The following is a 17,543-nucleotide window of genomic DNA, read 5'->3' on the forward strand; positions in this document are numbered from 1 at the left end:
TTTTGAGTAATTTACTATCATATGTATTAAAGGGGATAATACCAATTATTATTGGATTTGTAGTAATATATGGAGTTATTAAGAAGGTGAAGGTATACGAGTGCTTCGTTGAAGGAGCAAAGGAGGGAATAAGTATTTGTCTTAGGATTTTCCCATACCTTCTAGCTATGATTATAGCTGTTAATGTATTTAGAGCTTCTGGGGCTTTAGACTTTTTTATTTATTTAGTAAAACCGGTTGTTGTGCTTATTGGACTTCCACCGGAGGTTGTTCCTTTGGTTTTAATAAAACCTCTTTCAGGAAGTGGGGCCCTAGGAGTATTTACTGACATCATAAAACAATATGGTGCAGATAGTTACATAGGAAGAGTTTCATCTATAATAATGGGATCAACGGAAACAATCTTTTATACTTTGACAGTATATTTTGGAGCAGTAAATATAAAAAAAATTAGACACACCTTATTGGCAGCTATACTAGCAGATATTACAGCAATTATAATGGCAGTTAATTTAGCCAAGTTTTTCTTTTAGTTGAATTTTAAAAAGTCAAACAATTACATAATAAGGAAACAGTTATAGGATATATTGTAAAAAAAGAGAAAGTATGATAACATAATAGGTATGTTAATTTGGTGAAAGATTAGTAAGCTAGAAAATATACTATAAGAGTAGATAACAATTAATAATTGTTATCTACTCTTATGGAATACAGGAGGGTTAAAATATGATTGAAATTACGAATGTAAACAAAAGTTATAATGGCAAGAATAAAGCTGTAGACAACATAAGTTTAACTATAAGAGATGGAGAAATATTTGGATTTTTAGGTCCAAATGGAGCAGGTAAAACTACTACCATAAAGATGATTACAGGAATATTAAGTGCTGATAGTGGAAAAATCACTATTAATGGAATTGATATAGAAAAAAATGATTTAGAGGCTAAAAAACAATTTGGATTTGTACCAGATAATCCGGACATGTTTTTAAGGCTTAAAGGCATCGAATATTTAAATTTTATGGCTGATATTTATGATGTGCCAAGTATTGTTAGAAAAGAAAAAATTGAAGCCTTAGGAAATAGATTTGAAATGAGTAATGCATTAACGGACCAAATTCAAAGTTATTCTCACGGCATGAGACAAAAGATAATGATTATGGGCGCACTCCTTCATGAACCAGAAGTTTGGATTTTAGATGAACCAATGACTGGACTTGATCCTAAATCTTCCTATGTTTTAAAAGAAATGATGAAGGAACATGCAAATAAAAAGAAAAGCGTATTTTTCTCAACTCATGTTCTAGAAGTAGCTGAAAAACTATGTGATAGGGTTGCAGTAATAAACAAGGGGAAAATATTGTTCTGTGGAACTCTAGATGAACTAAGGGATCATTTTAAAGCAAGTGGGTCCCTAGAGAAAATCTTCTTGGAGATGACTGAAAATGAGTAAATTTATAGCGCTAACTAAGGTGCTGTTAAAAACAGGAACTGGATCCTCTAGCAGTAAGAAAAATAAAAACAAGATTAAGGGGCTATTGCTTGGACTAATTTTAGTACTAGCATTCACACCGATGGCAATAGGGTTTGGAGAGTTCATATTTGCGGCCTATGATGGATTACATCAAATTGGTCAGGAAGCTGTTATATTGGGATTTGGACTATCTATTGTTAGTGTGGTTATTTTCTTCTTTGGTATATTTTATGCTATGAGCATATTTTACTTTTCTATGGATGTAGAAAATTTATTACCACTACCTTTTAAGCCTTGGCACATTATGGGAGCTAAATTTACTGTAGTATTAATTTATGAATACCTTACAGAAATTATATTTTTTGCGCCTACACTAATTGCTTACGGGATAAAGAGCGGTGGAGGGGTATTGTATTATATTTATGGAGTTATAATATTTTTACTATTGCCTATAGTACCACTAGTAATTGCCTCTGTAATTAATATGATTATAATGAGATTTACTAATATTGCAAAGAATAAGGACAGGTTTAGATTAGTAGGCGGACTTATAGCTATGGGCTTTGGTGTAGGAATCAACATATATATCCAGAAGTTTTCACAAGATTTAAGTGGAGCAGAAATTACTGAAATGTTCTCAAAGGGAAATAACTCCTTAGTTGAGTTGGCAACAAAAATGTTTCCAAGTACTAAGATAGCTGTAAATAGTCTGATTAATACTAACAATATTAAAGGTATTATAAATTTAATCCTATTTATAGCCATAACACTGGCTGCAGTAATGATATTTATAATATTAGGTCAAGCATTGTACTTTAAAGGGGTTATGGGAGTATCTGAAACATCTTCAAAGCGGAAGACACTTAGTAGTAAAGAACTTACAAATAATACAACACAAAATTCTTCCTTAAAGGTATATATATTAAAAGAATTAAAGATTTTGTTCAGAACGCCAATTTATTTTATGAATTGTGTACTTATGAATTTTTTATGGCCCATATTTTTACTTATACCAATTTTCGCTCAAAAGGGCGGTTCAGGGCAACTTAAGGAATTAACTGGTTTTTTACAAAATGGTAAAAGTACAGGTATAGTATTAGGTGTTTTTTTTGCATTTATGGTTTTTTCATCTTGTAGCAATTCAATCGCAACTACAGCAATATCAAGAGAAGGTAAAAATCTATTTATGTTAAAATATATACCTATGAAATATAAAGATCAGCTTATGGCAAAAGCATTATCTGCAGTAGTACTCGGAGTAGCTGGAATGCTTATGATAAGTATACTTGCTTTGATATTACTTAAATTGCCATTGGATTTAGTTTTATTAATGATTATAGTTGCTTTTTTAGGAATACTATTTACATCATTTATAGGAATATTTATTGATTTGAATTTTCCTAAACTTCAGTGGGATACAGAGCAGGAGGTAGTAAAACGAAACTTTAATGTGATGATTAGTATGATTATTTGCATAGCTTTAGGCGGGATTATGGTATTTATGATTATCAAGTTTGAACTAACTAAATGGATAGTATTTGCCTTAATAGTAGGTTTATATGGGGTTTTGGATTTACTGTTATATTATCTACTAGGTACAAAAGGCGTAAAAATGTTAAGAAAAATAGAATCATAAAATATTGATGCTCTAAGTATAATTTTATGGTTTTAGGATAAAATGTTGACATAGTGATTTATTTGCAATATAATTACCATTAAACAAATGCAATGATGAGAAGAGTAATAAGCTTAAGTGTTAAAAGAGAGCTGAGATAGGTGAAAATCAGTAGCAGGTCAGCTTATGAACATGGTCTCTAAGCAGATTATCTGAATTTAATTATTAGGATAATACGGTTGCAACCGTTATATTGACAGGTGATGATGGTCACCAAATGAGATCTTTATAGTGATGTAAAGATGAATTAGAGTGGTAAAACGTTAATACGTCTCTAAACAGAAAGTTCTTTCTGTTTAGAGACTTTTTTTATTTTCCGGGAACTTATAATATTTTAGGATTATTATAAGTTAAATAACATATTTATACATGATTTTGTTTTCCTAAAAACTATAAATAATTTTAATTTGAGAGGTAGGAGAAAACTATGACTAAAAAAACTTATTACATTACTACACCAATTTATTATCCCTCAGCAAATCTACACATCGGGAATACCTATACAACGGTAGCTGCGGATGCAATTGCTAGATTTAAGAGGCTTATAGGCTATGATGTAATGTTCTTAGTAGGAACAGATGAGCATGGTCAAAAAATTCAAACAATAGCGGAGGAAAAAGGAGTTACTCCAAAAGCGTATGTAGATGAAATAGTGGCAGGAATACAAAATTTGTGGGAAATGATGGATATAAGCTATGATAAATTTATAAGAACTACAGACGATTATCATAAAAAGGCTGTTCAAAAACTGTTTAAGCAGTTATACGATCAAGGAGATATATACAAAGGTTCATATGAAGGATGGTACTGCACTCCCTGTGAATCATTTTGGACAGAAACTCAAGCAGTAGATGGAAAATGTCCTGATTGTGGAAGACCAGTAGAAAAGGCAAAGGAAGAAGCATATTTCTTCAAGATGTCAAAATATGCAGATAGACTTATAGCGTATATTGAATCTCATCCAGAGTTTATTCAACCAGAATCAAGAAAAAATGAAATGTTAAATAATTTCTTAAGACCAGGTCTTCAAGACTTATGCGTTTCAAGAACAACATTTAACTGGGGGATACCGGTGGAATTTGATCCAGGCCATGTTATATATGTGTGGGTAGATGCCTTGTCTAACTATATAACGGCTCTTGGATATAATGGAGAGGATACTTCACTTTATGAAAAATTCTGGCCAGCAGATGTACATTTAATAGGTAAGGATATACTAAGGTTCCATACGATTTATTGGCCAATAATGCTCATGGCATTAGAGCTACCTCTTCCTAAACAAGTATTTGGTCATGGATGGCTTCTTGTTGATGGTGGAGTAAGAATGGCAAAATCTAGAGGGAATGTAGTAGACCCAGTAGTACTAGTTAATCATTTTGGAGTGGATGCAGTAAGGTATTATTTACTTCATGAAATACCATTTGGTTCTGATGGAATATTTACTAGTGAAATATTCATAAAGAAAACAAATTCGGACCTCGCTAATGATTTAGGAAATTTATTATCAAGAACTGTAACAATGATAGAAAAATATTTTGATGGAGTTATTCCAGTGCCTAAAGATATAGCAGATGTTGATAATGAACTTATAGAAATAGCACTTGCAGCACCAGGAAAAGTAGAAAAAGCTATTGACGAACTTAAAATACCTGAAGCATTGGACCATGTTTGGGCACTTATTAGGCGAACTAACAAGTATATAGATGAAACAACTCCATGGATACTTGGAAAGGACGATAGTCAAAAGGGAAGACTAGGTACAGTATTGTACAATTTAGCAGAATCCTTAAGAATGACATCAGTGTTAATATCAGCATTTTTACCAACTACAAGTGGCAAAATAAATGCTCAACTAAATGTAGATAAAATCACATGGGATAGCTTATCATCATTCAATGGAACAAGTGCAGGAACAAAAGTTAATAAAGGTGAAGTAATGTTCCCAAGAATAGATGTGGAAGCTAAAATAGAAGAGCTTAACAAACTTGTAGAAGAAACTAGGAAAGCGGCACAAAAACCTACTATGGAGCCAGTAAAAGAAGAAATTACAATAGAAGATTTTGAGAAAATAGATATGAGAGTTGTTAAAGTATTAGAATGCTTGCCAATGAAAAAATCTAAAAAACTTCTAAAGTTAAAAGTAGATTTAGGTGGAGAAATAAGGCAGGTAGTTTCAGGAATAGCTCAGAACTATAAGCCAGAAGATCTAATTGGAAAGTATGTAGTACTCGTAGCTAATTTGAAGCCTGTTACACTTAGAGGTGAATTATCCCAGGGAATGATAATTGCAGCAGCAACCCAGGATGATAGTAAGCTATTTGCAGTATCAATACCAGGTGAATTGCCTACTGGAAGTACAGTAAGGTAATTCTAATAAAAAAGCATGAAGTGCTAGTAAATTAGGCTTCATGCTTTTTTATTTAAAATAAAACAGTCTATTGAATTTTAAGAAGGTTAGATTTACAATAGTAATTGTGACTATTACAGAGAACTACGAGGGTCAAAACAATCCATAATTGTTTTGTACTACAAAGAACTGCGAGGAGGAAAAATAATATGAAATTTCTTATTGGTTCCTTAGTTGGAGCTATTATCGGGTACATAACCAATTGGTTAGCTATAAAAATGTTGTTTAGACCACACAAAGAGCTTAAAATTGGTAAATTCAAAGTTCCATTTACTCCAGGGCTTATTCCAAAGGAAAAGTCTAGAATTGCTAAAAGTGTAGGTGAGAGTATAGGGCAGCATCTTTTGACAAAGGAGACAATTCTGAAGTCATTATGCAGTGAAAATATGAATGAACAATTGGATTTTTGGGTGCAAAGTAAAATTGGTGCTATAGAAAATAGTGATGTTACAGTAGAAAATGAGATAAAGGGCTTATTGGGCGATGAATTTTCTAATTTTATACAAAATACTAACAGGAATGTTTCTAAATTATTTGTTGATTATATAAATGAAGAAGATGTTAAACAAGCTATTGGTAAATATGTAAAAGGACAAATAATATTAGAATTAGCTGCTAAACCAGAAGTGATTTGTCAAAGTGAATTATATAATTCAATAAAAAATAAAGTGTTAAATGCTGCTATTGAGTATAAGGATACAGAAAAATTTTATGGAGAAATACAAAATATATTAGAAGAAAAGGTAAATGGATTAAAGGTTTTAGATAAGAGCTTTGAGGAGGTTATACCTAAAGGCATAACAGATAATATAAAAGTATATGTTTATGGAAAAAGATATGATATTGCAATGGCAATAAAGAAAATAATTAAAGAAGAAAAGACTAAAAAGAAATTGAGACAAATTGTAGGAGAAACAATAGCAACTAAACTAAATCCAATGATAGCAATGTTTATGAATGCTGACAGTACTTATGAAAAAGTTGTTACGGGTATAAATGAATTCTTAGATGAAGATGAAAACCATAATGATATTGCATTAATGATTAATGATATAATCGATAAATTTTTGAAAAGTTCAGTTTCTAGCGTGTTTTCTGAATTTTCTAAAGAAGGAATTCATGATGGCATAGAGCCTTTGATCCATTTATTCACAACAGAGATTGTAGATGAAAAACTTATTAGAAATACCTTAGATAAGCTTGAGGATAAGTTTAACAATTATATATCTATTGAGGCGATGCTAGAAAAAACAGGTATAGATTATAAAAGTGAAATAGAAAAAATTATAAAGAGTCGAATAGAAGCTATGACAGAAAGCAATTCTGTGAAAATAAAAATAGCAGAAATAGTTTCAGTAATGATTAATAGATTGCTAAATGTAGAGATGAAATCGATATTTGAAGGGGAAGGAGATAAATTATCTAAGTCTATTTCTATAGTAGTTAAAGAGCTATACAATAAATTTATAGAGAATAAGGCAGCGGACGTAGTTGAAGTGTTAGATATTGCTAAAATAGTTGAAGATAAAATCAATGAATTTGATGTAGATTTTTCAGAAAAAATCATACTGGATATTGCTAGTAAAGAGCTAAATGCTATAACTTGGCTTGGAGCACTACTAGGGGCAGTTATGGGATTATTATCTCCTATATTGGGTTCACTTTAAGAACATGAAAGGAAGGTGAAAACTGTAATTAAACTTTTGAAATTTTTAGTTTAATGCAGTGTTTATTATGATATTTGATTCACATGCACATTATGATGATGAGGCTTTTAATGAAGATAGAGAAAACGTAATAATGGGATTAAAGGATAAAGGTGTAATAGGTGTTTTAAACTGTGGCGCATCACTGGAAGGCGCAAGAATGTCAGTAGAACTATCTAGTAAATATGATTTTATATATTCCGCAGTAGGAATACATCCTGAGCATGCAGACATTGTTAATGATGAGATTATTGATGAACTAAGAAATTTAGCGCAGAATCCAAAGGTTAGAGCTATAGGGGAAATAGGATTAGATTATCATTATGAAGAAAATCCGCCTAGAGATATTCAAAAGGCGGCCTTTAAACTTCAAATGGAGCTTGCGAGAGAACTTAAATTACCGGTAGTTATCCATGATAGGGATGCCCATAGTGATACTTTAGACATATTAAAACAATTTCCAGAGGTTATAGGCACCATCCATTGCTTTTCAGGAAGTGTTGAGTTTGCGCAGGAATGTTTAAAACTCGGCTATTACATTGGATTTACTGGAGTTATAACCTTTAAAAATGCAAAAAAAATAGGTGATGTTGCCAAAGTTGTTCCAATGGACAGAATATTAGTAGAAACGGATTGTCCATACATGTCACCAGAACCAAATAGAGGTAAAAGAAATGAATCCCCTTATATTAAATACATAATTGAAAAGATATCACAGATTAAGGAAAAAACCATACAAGAAATTGAAGATATTACAGTTTGTAACATTGAAAACTTGCTAAAAATAAATAAATAGTGTAAAATGATTATTAATTCTAATTATTGGAAAAAATATAAAAATATATCTGTAATTAAAATTGTGTAGATCACATATAATTTTAATGGTAAATACTATTTTACTAATTTACCCTGAAAGACTGGATTAGTTGTTTTATTTTAAAATTATAATTTAATATTATAATTTTATGCACAATGATGCATTAACAGTCAAAACTAAGAGTAGTGGGTTTAAAATTTGACATATTTCTTGCTTCAAGGTATAATACCCAAGTACTCTTGACTAAGGGAGGGAATCTCTATGATGAAAAACGTGAAAAATAATTTGAAGTACTATTTTTCAAATGGGCCCAAGACATTTTTTATAGTAATGCTGTTATTAACATGTGTTACGGTGACTATATTTAACATGAAAAAAGTTATATCTGTTATTGTTGATGGTAAATCCATACAGGTTATAACTTTAAAAAGTAATGTTAATCAAATACTAAAAACTAATAATATAGCGCTAGGGGCAAAAGATCAAATTACAGTTAGTTTAGACAGTGAAGTAAAAGACGGAGACAAAATATATATAAAAAAAGCTGTAAATGTTAAAGTGAAAGTTGATGGGAAAGAATTGAAGATTCAAACTGCTGAAAATACAGTAGCAGATATGCTGAAAGCAGAAAAGATTGTATTAAAGGATGAAGACAAGATTACCCCATTAAAAAGTGAATCGCTAAAATCAGGGTTACAAGTACAAATAACAAGAGTAAACACTGATGTTCTTCAAGAAACTAAAGCGATTGACTTTGCAACTGAATTTAAAAGTAGTGATGAGCTGGATAAGGGTGTAAAAAAAGTTATCCAACCCGGAAAATCGGGTCAGAAGGTTATTACTTCATCTATTGTCTATGAAAATGGCAAAGAGGTATCTAGAAATTTAGTAAGTGAAAAGATTAAATCACAGCCGGTTAAACAAATAGTTGCACTAGGTAATGTTAATGTATATACACCATCCCGTGGAGGTAACATTCGTTACACCAAAAAAATTAAGGTTAGGGCAACAGCATATACTGCTGATTATAATTCTACGAATAAAGGCCCTGACGATCCCTACTTAGGGATAACGTCCACTGGAGCAAGAGCAAAAAGAAACGCTGATGGCTTTAGTACTATAGCTGTAGATCCTAGGGTTATACCAATGGGAAGCAAGGTTTGGGTAGATGGCTATGGATATGCTATTGCAGAAGATGTAGGTGGAGCTATAAAAGGTAATATAATAGATTTATATTTCCATTCCAGTGATGAAATGTGGGATTGGGGATCGCGTAATGTAGATGTATATATTTTAAAGTAGGAGCATTAGCTCCTTTTTTTTTGCTTTACAGTTCACTATTAATAAGTAAAATGATATTATAGATACAGGAATAAAAAGAAATACTAAAGGATATCTTTCTTTTTTATTAATATATAATAGTAAGTGTCTTACAATAGTATAGTATGGAGGATAATATGGATAATAATATGATTAAAGAAGTAATAGTAGTTGAAGGAAGAGATGATGTTACAGCGGTTAAAAGAGCTGTAGATGCTGAACTAATTTCTGTAGGTGGGTTTGGAATCAATGAAAAGGTAATTAATAAAATAAGAGAAGCTCAAAAGCGAAAAGGTGTAATAATTTTTACAGATCCAGATTTTGCTGGAGAAAAGATAAGAAGAATTATTACCAAAAGAGTAGCTAATGTAAAACATGCATATATATCTCAAAAAGAAGGAACTAAAGATGGAGATATAGGTGTTGAAAATGCATCACCTGAAACAATATTAAGAGCTCTTGAAGCTGCAAAATTTGAAGTTCAGGAGAAAAGAAAAGAATTTAACGTGCAAGATATGATATATTTTAAGTTGACAGCTGATAGCCGCGCAAAGGAAAGACGGGATGCCTTAGGTAATAAATTAGGGATAGGATATGGTAATTCATCACAGTTTATAACTAGGTTAAATAATTACGGGATTATAAAGGAAGAATTTATAGATGCCCTTAAAGAGATAGACAAGGAGATGGATTATGGAAAATTTAACTATTAGTGAGGTTGCAAAGAAATATAATTTCAGGTTTAAAAAAGGTCTGGGACAAAATTTTCTTATAGATGACTCTGTGCTAGACGACGTGGTTGATGGGGCAGAAGTTAATGAAGAGGATTTTGTTATTGAAATAGGACCGGGCTTTGGAACATTAACTAGAGAACTTTTAAAAAGAGCTAAAAAAGTTTGTGCTATAGAATTGGATGAAAAACTTTTCCCCATTTTAGAAGAGGAGCTTAAAGATTTTAATAATTTTGAGCTTATTCATAATGATGCTCTTAAAGTAGATTTTAATGAGTTAATGGGAGATGAAAAATCTGTAAAACTCGTAGCCAATTTACCATATTATCTCACTACTCCAATAATAGTTAACTTACTTACTAAAGGTTATGATTTTAAATCACTAACTATAATGATACAAAAAGAAGTTGGGGTGAGAATAGATTCTGAGCCAAATTGCAAGGCTTATGGCGCTTTTTCAATATTGGTTCAATACTATTGTGATACGAAAATTATACGATTAGTACCACCCACAGCATTTATCCCAGAGCCTAAGGTAGAATCTATTGTTATTAGATTGGATAGATTAAAGGAGCCTAAAGTTAAGGTTAAAGACGAGGCCTTGTTTTTTTCTATAGTAAGGAAATCTTTTAATATGAGAAGAAAAACCTTGTGGAATGGTCTTAAAGATATAGGAATTGATAAAGAAAATTTACTAAAATGTTTTGAAAGAGCAAATATTGATCCCGTAAGAAGAGGGGAAACACTATCACTTCAAGAGTTTGCTTTGCTTTCGGATGAAATAGGATCTGCAAAATAAATTTTCAAATGTTGTTCACTTTCTATTATATACTTCATATAGTATAATGAATAAGTTTTATATGGAGGTAAAAGAAGGTGACACCTAAAAAAAGTTATAGTAGGTACTTTATTATATTACAAGAAGATGAAAAAGGTTATTCTTTAGACGCGGGTAAAATTCCTTCTGGATATGCAAAGTTAGAAATGAAAAATAACAAATGTAAGATTTCATACTATGTGCAAAACTTAAGGAAAGAAAAACAACCTTATTACATGGTTTTAATATGTGGTAAAAAAGATGTAAATAAAATTATAAAACTGGGTAAATTGAACATAGACGACTATGGTAGAGTAGATATTTCTAATGAATATGACATGGAAAATATAGCTGAAACTGGTATAGCTGCTGAAAAGATTGTTGGAGCTGCAATTGTAAAATTTTTAGATACCAATGTGGTTTCAATAATGAGCGGATTTTCAACAACAGATAAACCAAATGAATGGAGAAACTATAAACTGGCCGATGTCAAAAATGAAAACAAAGACACAAGAACGGATGATATAATTAATGAATTTGATGAATATGAACAGAACATTGAATTAATTAAAATAAAAAGTGATGAAGTAGATATTTCAGGAGGCGTTAAAGCCGAAAATGTTGAAACATCAGGTGGACTCGAAGATATTAAAGGTGAAGATTTTAGATTCAAAGAACCTGAAGCTAAAGAACCTGAAGTCAAAGAAACTGAAGATAGAGAGCCTAAAGCCAAAGAATCTGAAGTTAAAGAATATGAAGCTAGAGAGCCTAAAGCCAAAGAACCTGAAGTTAAGGAATCTGAAACTAGAGAATCAGAGATCAAAGAATCTGAAGCTAGTGAACCTAAAGCTAGAGAACCTAAAGCCAAAGAATTAGAGGTCAAAGAACCTGAAGTTAAAGAGCCTAAGGTCAAAGAATTCGAAGTTAGAGAACCTGAAGATGTTTTAGGTGGGAATAGAAGCAAGGATAAAAAACAAGATGAAGAAGATAAGCATCATGATAAGAAAGAGGATTATGATAAATGTAAATACCCTAAAGGTGCTATGGGAGAATTCTTTAAAACAGTAGCACTAGGTTTTGATGAAGTACCTAATTTTTCTAAAGAAATCAAATGGTGTAAATGGTATAAAATACCTGCGAATAGTTTAGAGAATATGTATGATTTCAGTGACTATAATAAATATGCAATAGCATATTATCCTATGATTTGTTACTATCCATATATTAGAAATCATAAATCTTTTATGCTAGGATATAAATGTGACTCCAGTGGGAAAATGAAATATATTGTTTATGGAATACCTGGAAGCAGAGCTAAATGTCATCAACCCTATGGAGGTAAAACTGGTTTTGTAACTTGGATTTCAAATAATGAAAATGATGAAATGGGACATTGGCTGATGTTTTATGATTTCAAAAAATCTACAATTGTTGTCCCTTTAAAAAAATAATATATATGAAATTAAATGTGCGACTATATAATTTAGTAGCACATTTAATTTTTTAATATTCTTTTAATATGTATCATATAGTATATTAACATTAATATATGGAGGGGTACAATGAGGGTTATATTTATAAACAGAAAAAAAGTTGGAATCATAGTAATACTAATGGGACTTATGATAACGCTTTTGGGGATATCAAAAGGATTTGATAAACAGTTGAAAACTACCATTCTTGTGGAGCATAATATTAATTTGCTAAATGATTATACTGCTTTAAACGGAAAAGTAAATTATAAATTACCAGAAGGATGGACAACTAAAGAAAAAAAGTTCCCTGGTGGAGAAATTATATATCACAATGATTTTCAATCATCCGACGCGGTAATTCATGGATTTGTGGAAGTGTGGAGGAGCAAAAATGATTTAAAAGCATTTTTAGATAGCAGTAAAAAAATATCTGAGGAGCAAAATCTAGTTAAAAATTATAAACTAGACAGTATTATTATAAATGGTAAAAAAACATATTTAGTGCAATACTTAATTAGTGTAACTGATAATAATTGGTACAAGGCCTATGAATATTTTATTGATGATGGGAATGAATTTTATAGAATTTCATTTTTTACAAGGAATGTTAATTTTAAAGAATCTTTTGGAGCTATTTATGAAAGTATAGTAGAGACCTTTAAAATTAATTAAAGTTGCTTAATACTTTTTAAAGTATTATAATTTATCTAATGTCATTTTAAAAGAAAGATCCATAGCTACATTGTTAGTGAATAAAGCGTGTTTAATGAGTTTTTAACGAGTTTTCAACTAAGGGTGGCACTATGCTTCTCTTAATATTTTATTGCGCTAGGCAGCTTAAATAATGTGTTGAGGCATCTTCAGAGAAAAGCAAGGAGGATAAAAAATGCACAAAAATAAAAACAAGCTCCTGATATTTTCTTTTATAATTATAGCTGCATTTATATTTACAGGATGTAAGAGCTTTGATGGGATCAAAGTAAAGCTTGGGCTAAAAAATAATGATTTTGAATATATTAAGGATGGCAGAATTAAAAAGATAATAATACAAAGTACTAGGGATAAAAGCTTTAGATTTGTGGTTACAGATGAAATAGCCATAAAAGATTTGTATGAAATTTTATCAACATCTAAGGAAGTTAGTGAAAAATCAACACTAGAGTCTGATTATATATTTGAAATGTATGAGGGCGTAGATAAAGTCCACAAATTTAACTATATAGCAGGGCTGGATGAAAAAGATGGAGCTAATTTGTATAGTTCAGATAAGAGCTATATTGTATCTAAAAGAATTGATAATGATATAATACAAAACTTTTGGAATATACGAAAGCCAATAGATTTTAAAACTGTATATTATGATTCAATTTCAAAGGTATTAGATAAGTATGTAGAGGGTGAAGGCAAGGGCAAAAAAATAGGACTTGATATAAGTGAGGATAATAGTGTAGCTAAATTTGTACTATCAACTGATTTAGAATCCTTTAAAAGTAACTTAATAGATGATTATAATGCTACATTACTAAAAGGTAAAGCTACGGATTATGATGTGTTAATAAAAGTTAAAACGCAAGGGTATAAAGCCACTATATACAAGGCCACTGCTACAATTAAGACTACACTTAGTGAGAAAGAAAAAGTGTATTACGTAGTAGCTAAATATAATAAAGGACTATGGAACATTGAAACTTTTGAAGATAAAAAACCAGCTAAATTCTAACATAATTTCATTGTGACATCTTTTCAGGATGTCTAAATAATAAAAATCTGTATTTGGAAAACAAATACAGATTTTTATTGTTAAAATTTTATTAGAAAAAGCTTTCCATTATATTGTTTCTCAAATTAGTAGGAGATGCCATATTTAGATCAATAGTATCTCCTATTTTTGAATCTTTAGGTAAACGAGCAATACATATATCCACAGTAGTTCCGTCTGAAAAATTTATAAAGGCATCTGTATTGTCCATATCTATTATTTTACCAATCATTATAAAACATCCTTTCACAGTCTATAAACTAACTCCTGTATAGTTTTAGCAAAGATAGATATTATATTCATGAAAGTGATAATATTTTTATAAAATGAATAAAACAAAGTACGAAAGTAGACTTAAGGATAGCTGATATAAACTAAAAAACACCTATCACAGTGTGATAGGTGTTTTATCTATAATTGATGTATATTATAGATTACTTTAGAATTTGAATTATAATCTAGTAACGTTTGAAGCTTGAGGGCCTCTAGCGCCAGTAGTTATTTCGAATTGAACTTGTTGTCCTTCTTCTAAAGATTTATATCCGTCTCCTTGAATAGCTGAAAAATGTACGAATACATCTTCTTCTCCTTCTACGGATAAGAAACCAAACCCTTTTTCTGAATTAAACCATTTAACTGTACCTGTTTTCATATAACTTTCCTCCTGAATAAAAAAATTTGTAACATTTGTAACATAAAACATTTGTAACATAAGTATTATAATACTACACTTTGTTAAAATTTTAAATAGTTTTTCAAAAATAAAATAAATAATTGCGTATCTTTTTATTTATTTACTAAGAATTCCTCTAAACTTAATTTACTTAATTATATTATAATATAATTTAAAATGCATACAGTTTAGTTATTTTTTATAAAACTATTTTAACTTAAGGCAGCACATTATTTATAATAGTTTTAGTAGTGGGTGCTTTATGTTCTAAATATAGTTTGGCTTTTAATGTTTTTTTTATACTATTTTATTTTTTTTTATTTTTTTTTATGCAGATATTAATAAAAATAAGTTTAGAGGTTAAGTTATAATGTCAAGAGCACAATAAGGATAAAAAATCAAAGGATATTGAGATAATCAAAACCTAAATGGGCGTATTATATGATAGAAGTTAATTGTGAAATTGATATAAAATTTTTACTAGAGTATAATAAGCAAAGTACAAGATATTGTGTTTAGGGAGGCCTAGTTATGCTACATGTAGTCAAAAGAGATGGACGAGAGGTTCAATTTGATTCGATAAAAATCACAAATGCCATAAGGGGAGCAGCGGATGAGATAGCTTTTAATTTAAAAGAAAGTGAAATTATCGAGCTAACTCAAAAGGTGTTAGAAAGAATTGAGGATTTGGACAAACAGCAACTTTCTGTGGAAGAAATACAGAATATTGTTGAAGATAAACTTTTAGAAAATGGTCATAAGCCTATTGGAGTAGCTTTTTCTAATTACAGGCGTGAACGTAATAAGATTAGAGAAATAAAATCAGATCTTATGAAAGCTATAGAAAAAATAGGAGTAGAAACAGATAGAGATAATGCTAATGTGGGCAATAATTTTAGTTCTAAGTTACTTAGAATTGCTAGTGAATCTAATAAATGGCATAATTTATCTATGATGCCTAAGCATTTAGCAAAAGCACATGAAAATGGAGACGTATATTACCATGATTTGGATAGTTACAATTTAACCGTAAATTGTTTGCATATACCAACAAAAGAAGTTTTAGAAAGAGGATTTAATACAGGCTATGGCTATATAAGGAGAGCAAAAAGGATAGAGTCTGCAGCTGAACTTTCATGTATTTTACTTCAATCAACGCAGAACGATATGTTTGGAGGTCAGTCACATCCAGATTTTGATAATGACATGGCAGCATTTATAGAATACACAAGGCAAGAAATACGTCAAGAAATTAGAGACCTGGGTGTAGATGAAGATAAGATCAATGCGTTTGCAGAGCGTAAATTAAGAAGAGCTATAGAGCAATCTATGCAAGGCATAGTATATAACCTAAATACAATGCATAGCAGAGCAGGATCACAAGTGCCTTTTAGTTCAATGAATATTGGAATACCAGAATCCAAAGACGCAGCGCTGGTATGTGAAATATTTCTAATAGAATATGAAAAAGGGCTTGGAAAAGGAGAACAACCAGTATTTCCTAATATAATTTTTAGAGTAAAAAAAGGAGTAAATAGAGAAAAAACTGATCCATATCACTATTTATATAAGCTTGCTTGCAAGGTTGCTAGCAAGAGAATGAACCCTACTTTTATGAATTTAGATGCTGATTTTAATAAATTTTACTATGATCAAGGCATTACACCGGCTACAATGGGGTGTCGTACTTATGTTTGTTCTAATATAAATGGAGAGGCAGGAACAAAGGGCAGAGGAAATATTGCACCGGCAACTATAAATCTTCCTAGACTCGGTATATTAGCTAAGGGAAATGTAGACAAGTTCTATAAATTACTTTATGTTAAGTTAGAACTTTGCAGAGAAGCACTTATGCATAGATATGATGTGTTAAAAAAATTAAAGGTTAAGGATTTACCTTTTGTAGCAGGTCAAGGACTAATGCTTGGAAGTGAAGGATTAACTCCTAATGATTCCATTGAACCTATTTTGAAGAATGGATCATGGGCTATTGGATTTATAGGCCTTGCGGAAACTCTAGCAGCGATAACAGGGAAGCATCATGGTGAATGCGAAGAGTCTAGAAAATTAGGGGTTGAAATAATATCCTATATAAGAAAGTATACTGATAAGTTAATAGATGAAACTAAGCTTAATTGGAGCACTTATGCAACGCCTGCTGAAGGGTTAAGTGGTAGATTTATACTTCAAGATAAGGCTGTATTTGGTGAAATACCAGGGGTTACGGATAAGGAATATTACACAAATAGTTATCATGTTCCTGTAGGATATCCAATATCCATTGTGGGAAAAATAGATATTGAAGCACCTTATCATAAATTATGTAATGGTGGACATATTAGTTATATAGAACTTGACGATTACCCAACAGGGGAAATTATAATGGACATATTAGATTATGCATATAAGCAAACAAACATTAGTTATTTGGGAATTAATTTCCATATAAGATATTGTAAAGATTGCGGAACTTATCTCCAAAGTGGAGTTCAAAAATGCACGAAATGTGGCAGTCATAATATACAAGGAATTTCAAGAGTAACAGGTTACTTAAGTTTGGATGAGAGATTTGGTAATGGGAAAACAGCAGAGAGAGCAGATAGGATATCTCATACTGAGGATCATGCAGCTGTCTATTAAATAAAGTTTGTTTAAAATCATGAGCAATTGTATTACTACAATTGCTCATG

General features: G+C 30.8%; 15 protein-coding genes and 1 other annotated feature. Of the genes, 13 read left to right on the forward strand and 2 right to left on the reverse strand.

Going from position 1 to position 17,543, the window contains the following annotated elements; translation table 11 throughout:
* Nucleotides 1–2 precede the first annotated feature (2 nt).
* From G9F71_RS01330 to G9F71_RS01385, 12 genes are all read left to right on the forward strand, one after another.
* Nucleotides 3–533: a spore maturation protein gene (locus tag G9F71_RS01330; RefSeq protein WP_164950315.1), complete on the forward strand. Its 531-nt coding sequence runs from the start codon at nt 3–5 to the stop codon at nt 531–533.
* A 193-nt stretch (nt 534–726) separates the two neighbouring features.
* Nucleotides 727–1,452, forward strand: coding sequence for an ABC transporter ATP-binding protein (locus tag G9F71_RS01335; RefSeq protein WP_124996879.1), 726 nt, complete (start codon nt 727–729; stop codon nt 1,450–1,452).
* On the forward strand, nt 1,445–3,109 hold the full coding sequence (locus tag G9F71_RS01340) for a putative ABC transporter permease subunit (RefSeq protein ID WP_164950316.1): 1,665 nt from the start codon (nt 1,445–1,447) through the stop codon (nt 3,107–3,109). Before G9F71_RS01335 ends, G9F71_RS01340 begins: the two co-directional genes overlap by 8 nt.
* 83 nt (nt 3,110–3,192) lie before the next feature.
* Nucleotides 3,193–3,427: a binding site (T-box leader), on the forward strand.
* Nucleotides 3,428–3,575: 148 nt separating this feature from the next.
* Nucleotides 3,576–5,516: a methionine--tRNA ligase gene (gene metG / locus G9F71_RS01345; RefSeq protein WP_164950317.1), complete on the forward strand. Its 1,941-nt coding sequence runs from the start codon at nt 3,576–3,578 to the stop codon at nt 5,514–5,516.
* Nucleotides 5,517–5,704: 188 nt separating this feature from the next.
* Nucleotides 5,705–7,222 carry a DUF445 family protein gene (locus G9F71_RS01350; protein ID WP_164950318.1) on the forward strand — a complete coding sequence of 506 codons (1,518 nt, stop codon included), beginning with the start codon at nt 5,705–5,707 and terminating at the stop codon, nt 7,220–7,222.
* Nucleotides 7,223–7,289: 67 nt separating this feature from the next.
* Complete coding sequence (locus tag G9F71_RS01355) at nt 7,290–8,057, forward strand: TatD family hydrolase (protein WP_164950319.1); 768 nt, start codon at nt 7,290–7,292, stop codon at nt 8,055–8,057.
* 282 nt (nt 8,058–8,339) lie between these two features.
* A complete protein-coding gene (locus G9F71_RS01360; protein WP_164950320.1) occupies nt 8,340–9,380 on the forward strand; it encodes a 3D domain-containing protein in 1,041 nt (346 codons plus the stop codon).
* A gap of 167 nt (nt 9,381–9,547) precedes the next feature.
* The gene (rnmV, locus tag G9F71_RS01365) at nt 9,548–10,111 is read left to right on the forward strand and encodes a ribonuclease M5 (RefSeq protein ID WP_164950446.1); all 564 of its coding nucleotides are present in this window, start codon (nt 9,548–9,550) and stop codon (nt 10,109–10,111) included.
* Complete coding sequence (gene rsmA, locus G9F71_RS01370) at nt 10,092–10,928, forward strand: 16S rRNA (adenine(1518)-N(6)/adenine(1519)-N(6))-dimethyltransferase RsmA (protein WP_124996891.1); 837 nt, start codon at nt 10,092–10,094, stop codon at nt 10,926–10,928. The genes rnmV and rsmA overlap by 20 nt, the downstream gene beginning before the upstream one ends.
* A 77-nt stretch (nt 10,929–11,005) precedes the next feature.
* A complete protein-coding gene (locus G9F71_RS01375; RefSeq protein ID WP_164950321.1) occupies nt 11,006–12,397 on the forward strand; it encodes a cell envelope integrity protein TolA in 1,392 nt (463 codons plus the stop codon).
* A gap of 111 nt (nt 12,398–12,508) precedes the next feature.
* Nucleotides 12,509–13,093: a hypothetical protein gene (locus G9F71_RS01380; RefSeq protein ID WP_185732550.1), complete on the forward strand. Its 585-nt coding sequence runs from the start codon at nt 12,509–12,511 to the stop codon at nt 13,091–13,093.
* Nucleotides 13,094–13,307: 214 nt separating this feature from the next.
* A complete protein-coding gene (locus G9F71_RS01385) occupies nt 13,308–14,141 on the forward strand; it encodes a hypothetical protein (RefSeq protein WP_164950322.1) in 834 nt (277 codons plus the stop codon).
* 91 nt (nt 14,142–14,232) lie between these two features.
* On the opposite strand, the gene G9F71_RS01390 is transcribed toward G9F71_RS01385, so the two are convergent.
* Nucleotides 14,233–14,412: a hypothetical protein gene (locus G9F71_RS01390; protein ID WP_124996897.1), complete on the reverse strand. Its 180-nt coding sequence runs from the start codon at nt 14,410–14,412 to the stop codon at nt 14,233–14,235.
* 219 nt (nt 14,413–14,631) lie between these two features.
* Nucleotides 14,632–14,832: a cold-shock protein gene (locus G9F71_RS01395; protein ID WP_071611001.1), complete on the reverse strand. Its 201-nt coding sequence runs from the start codon at nt 14,830–14,832 to the stop codon at nt 14,632–14,634.
* Between the two features lie 552 nt (nt 14,833–15,384).
* On the opposite strand from G9F71_RS01395, the gene nrdD reads away from it, so the two are divergent.
* On the forward strand, nt 15,385–17,493 hold the full coding sequence (gene nrdD / locus G9F71_RS01400) for an anaerobic ribonucleoside-triphosphate reductase (protein WP_164950323.1): 2,109 nt from the start codon (nt 15,385–15,387) through the stop codon (nt 17,491–17,493).
* Nucleotides 17,494–17,543 lie beyond the last annotated feature (50 nt).

It is taken from the genome of Clostridium sp. FP2 (assembly GCF_011065955.2).
Classification (GTDB): Bacteria; Bacillota; Clostridia; order Clostridiales; family Clostridiaceae; genus Clostridium_AD; species Clostridium_AD tagluense.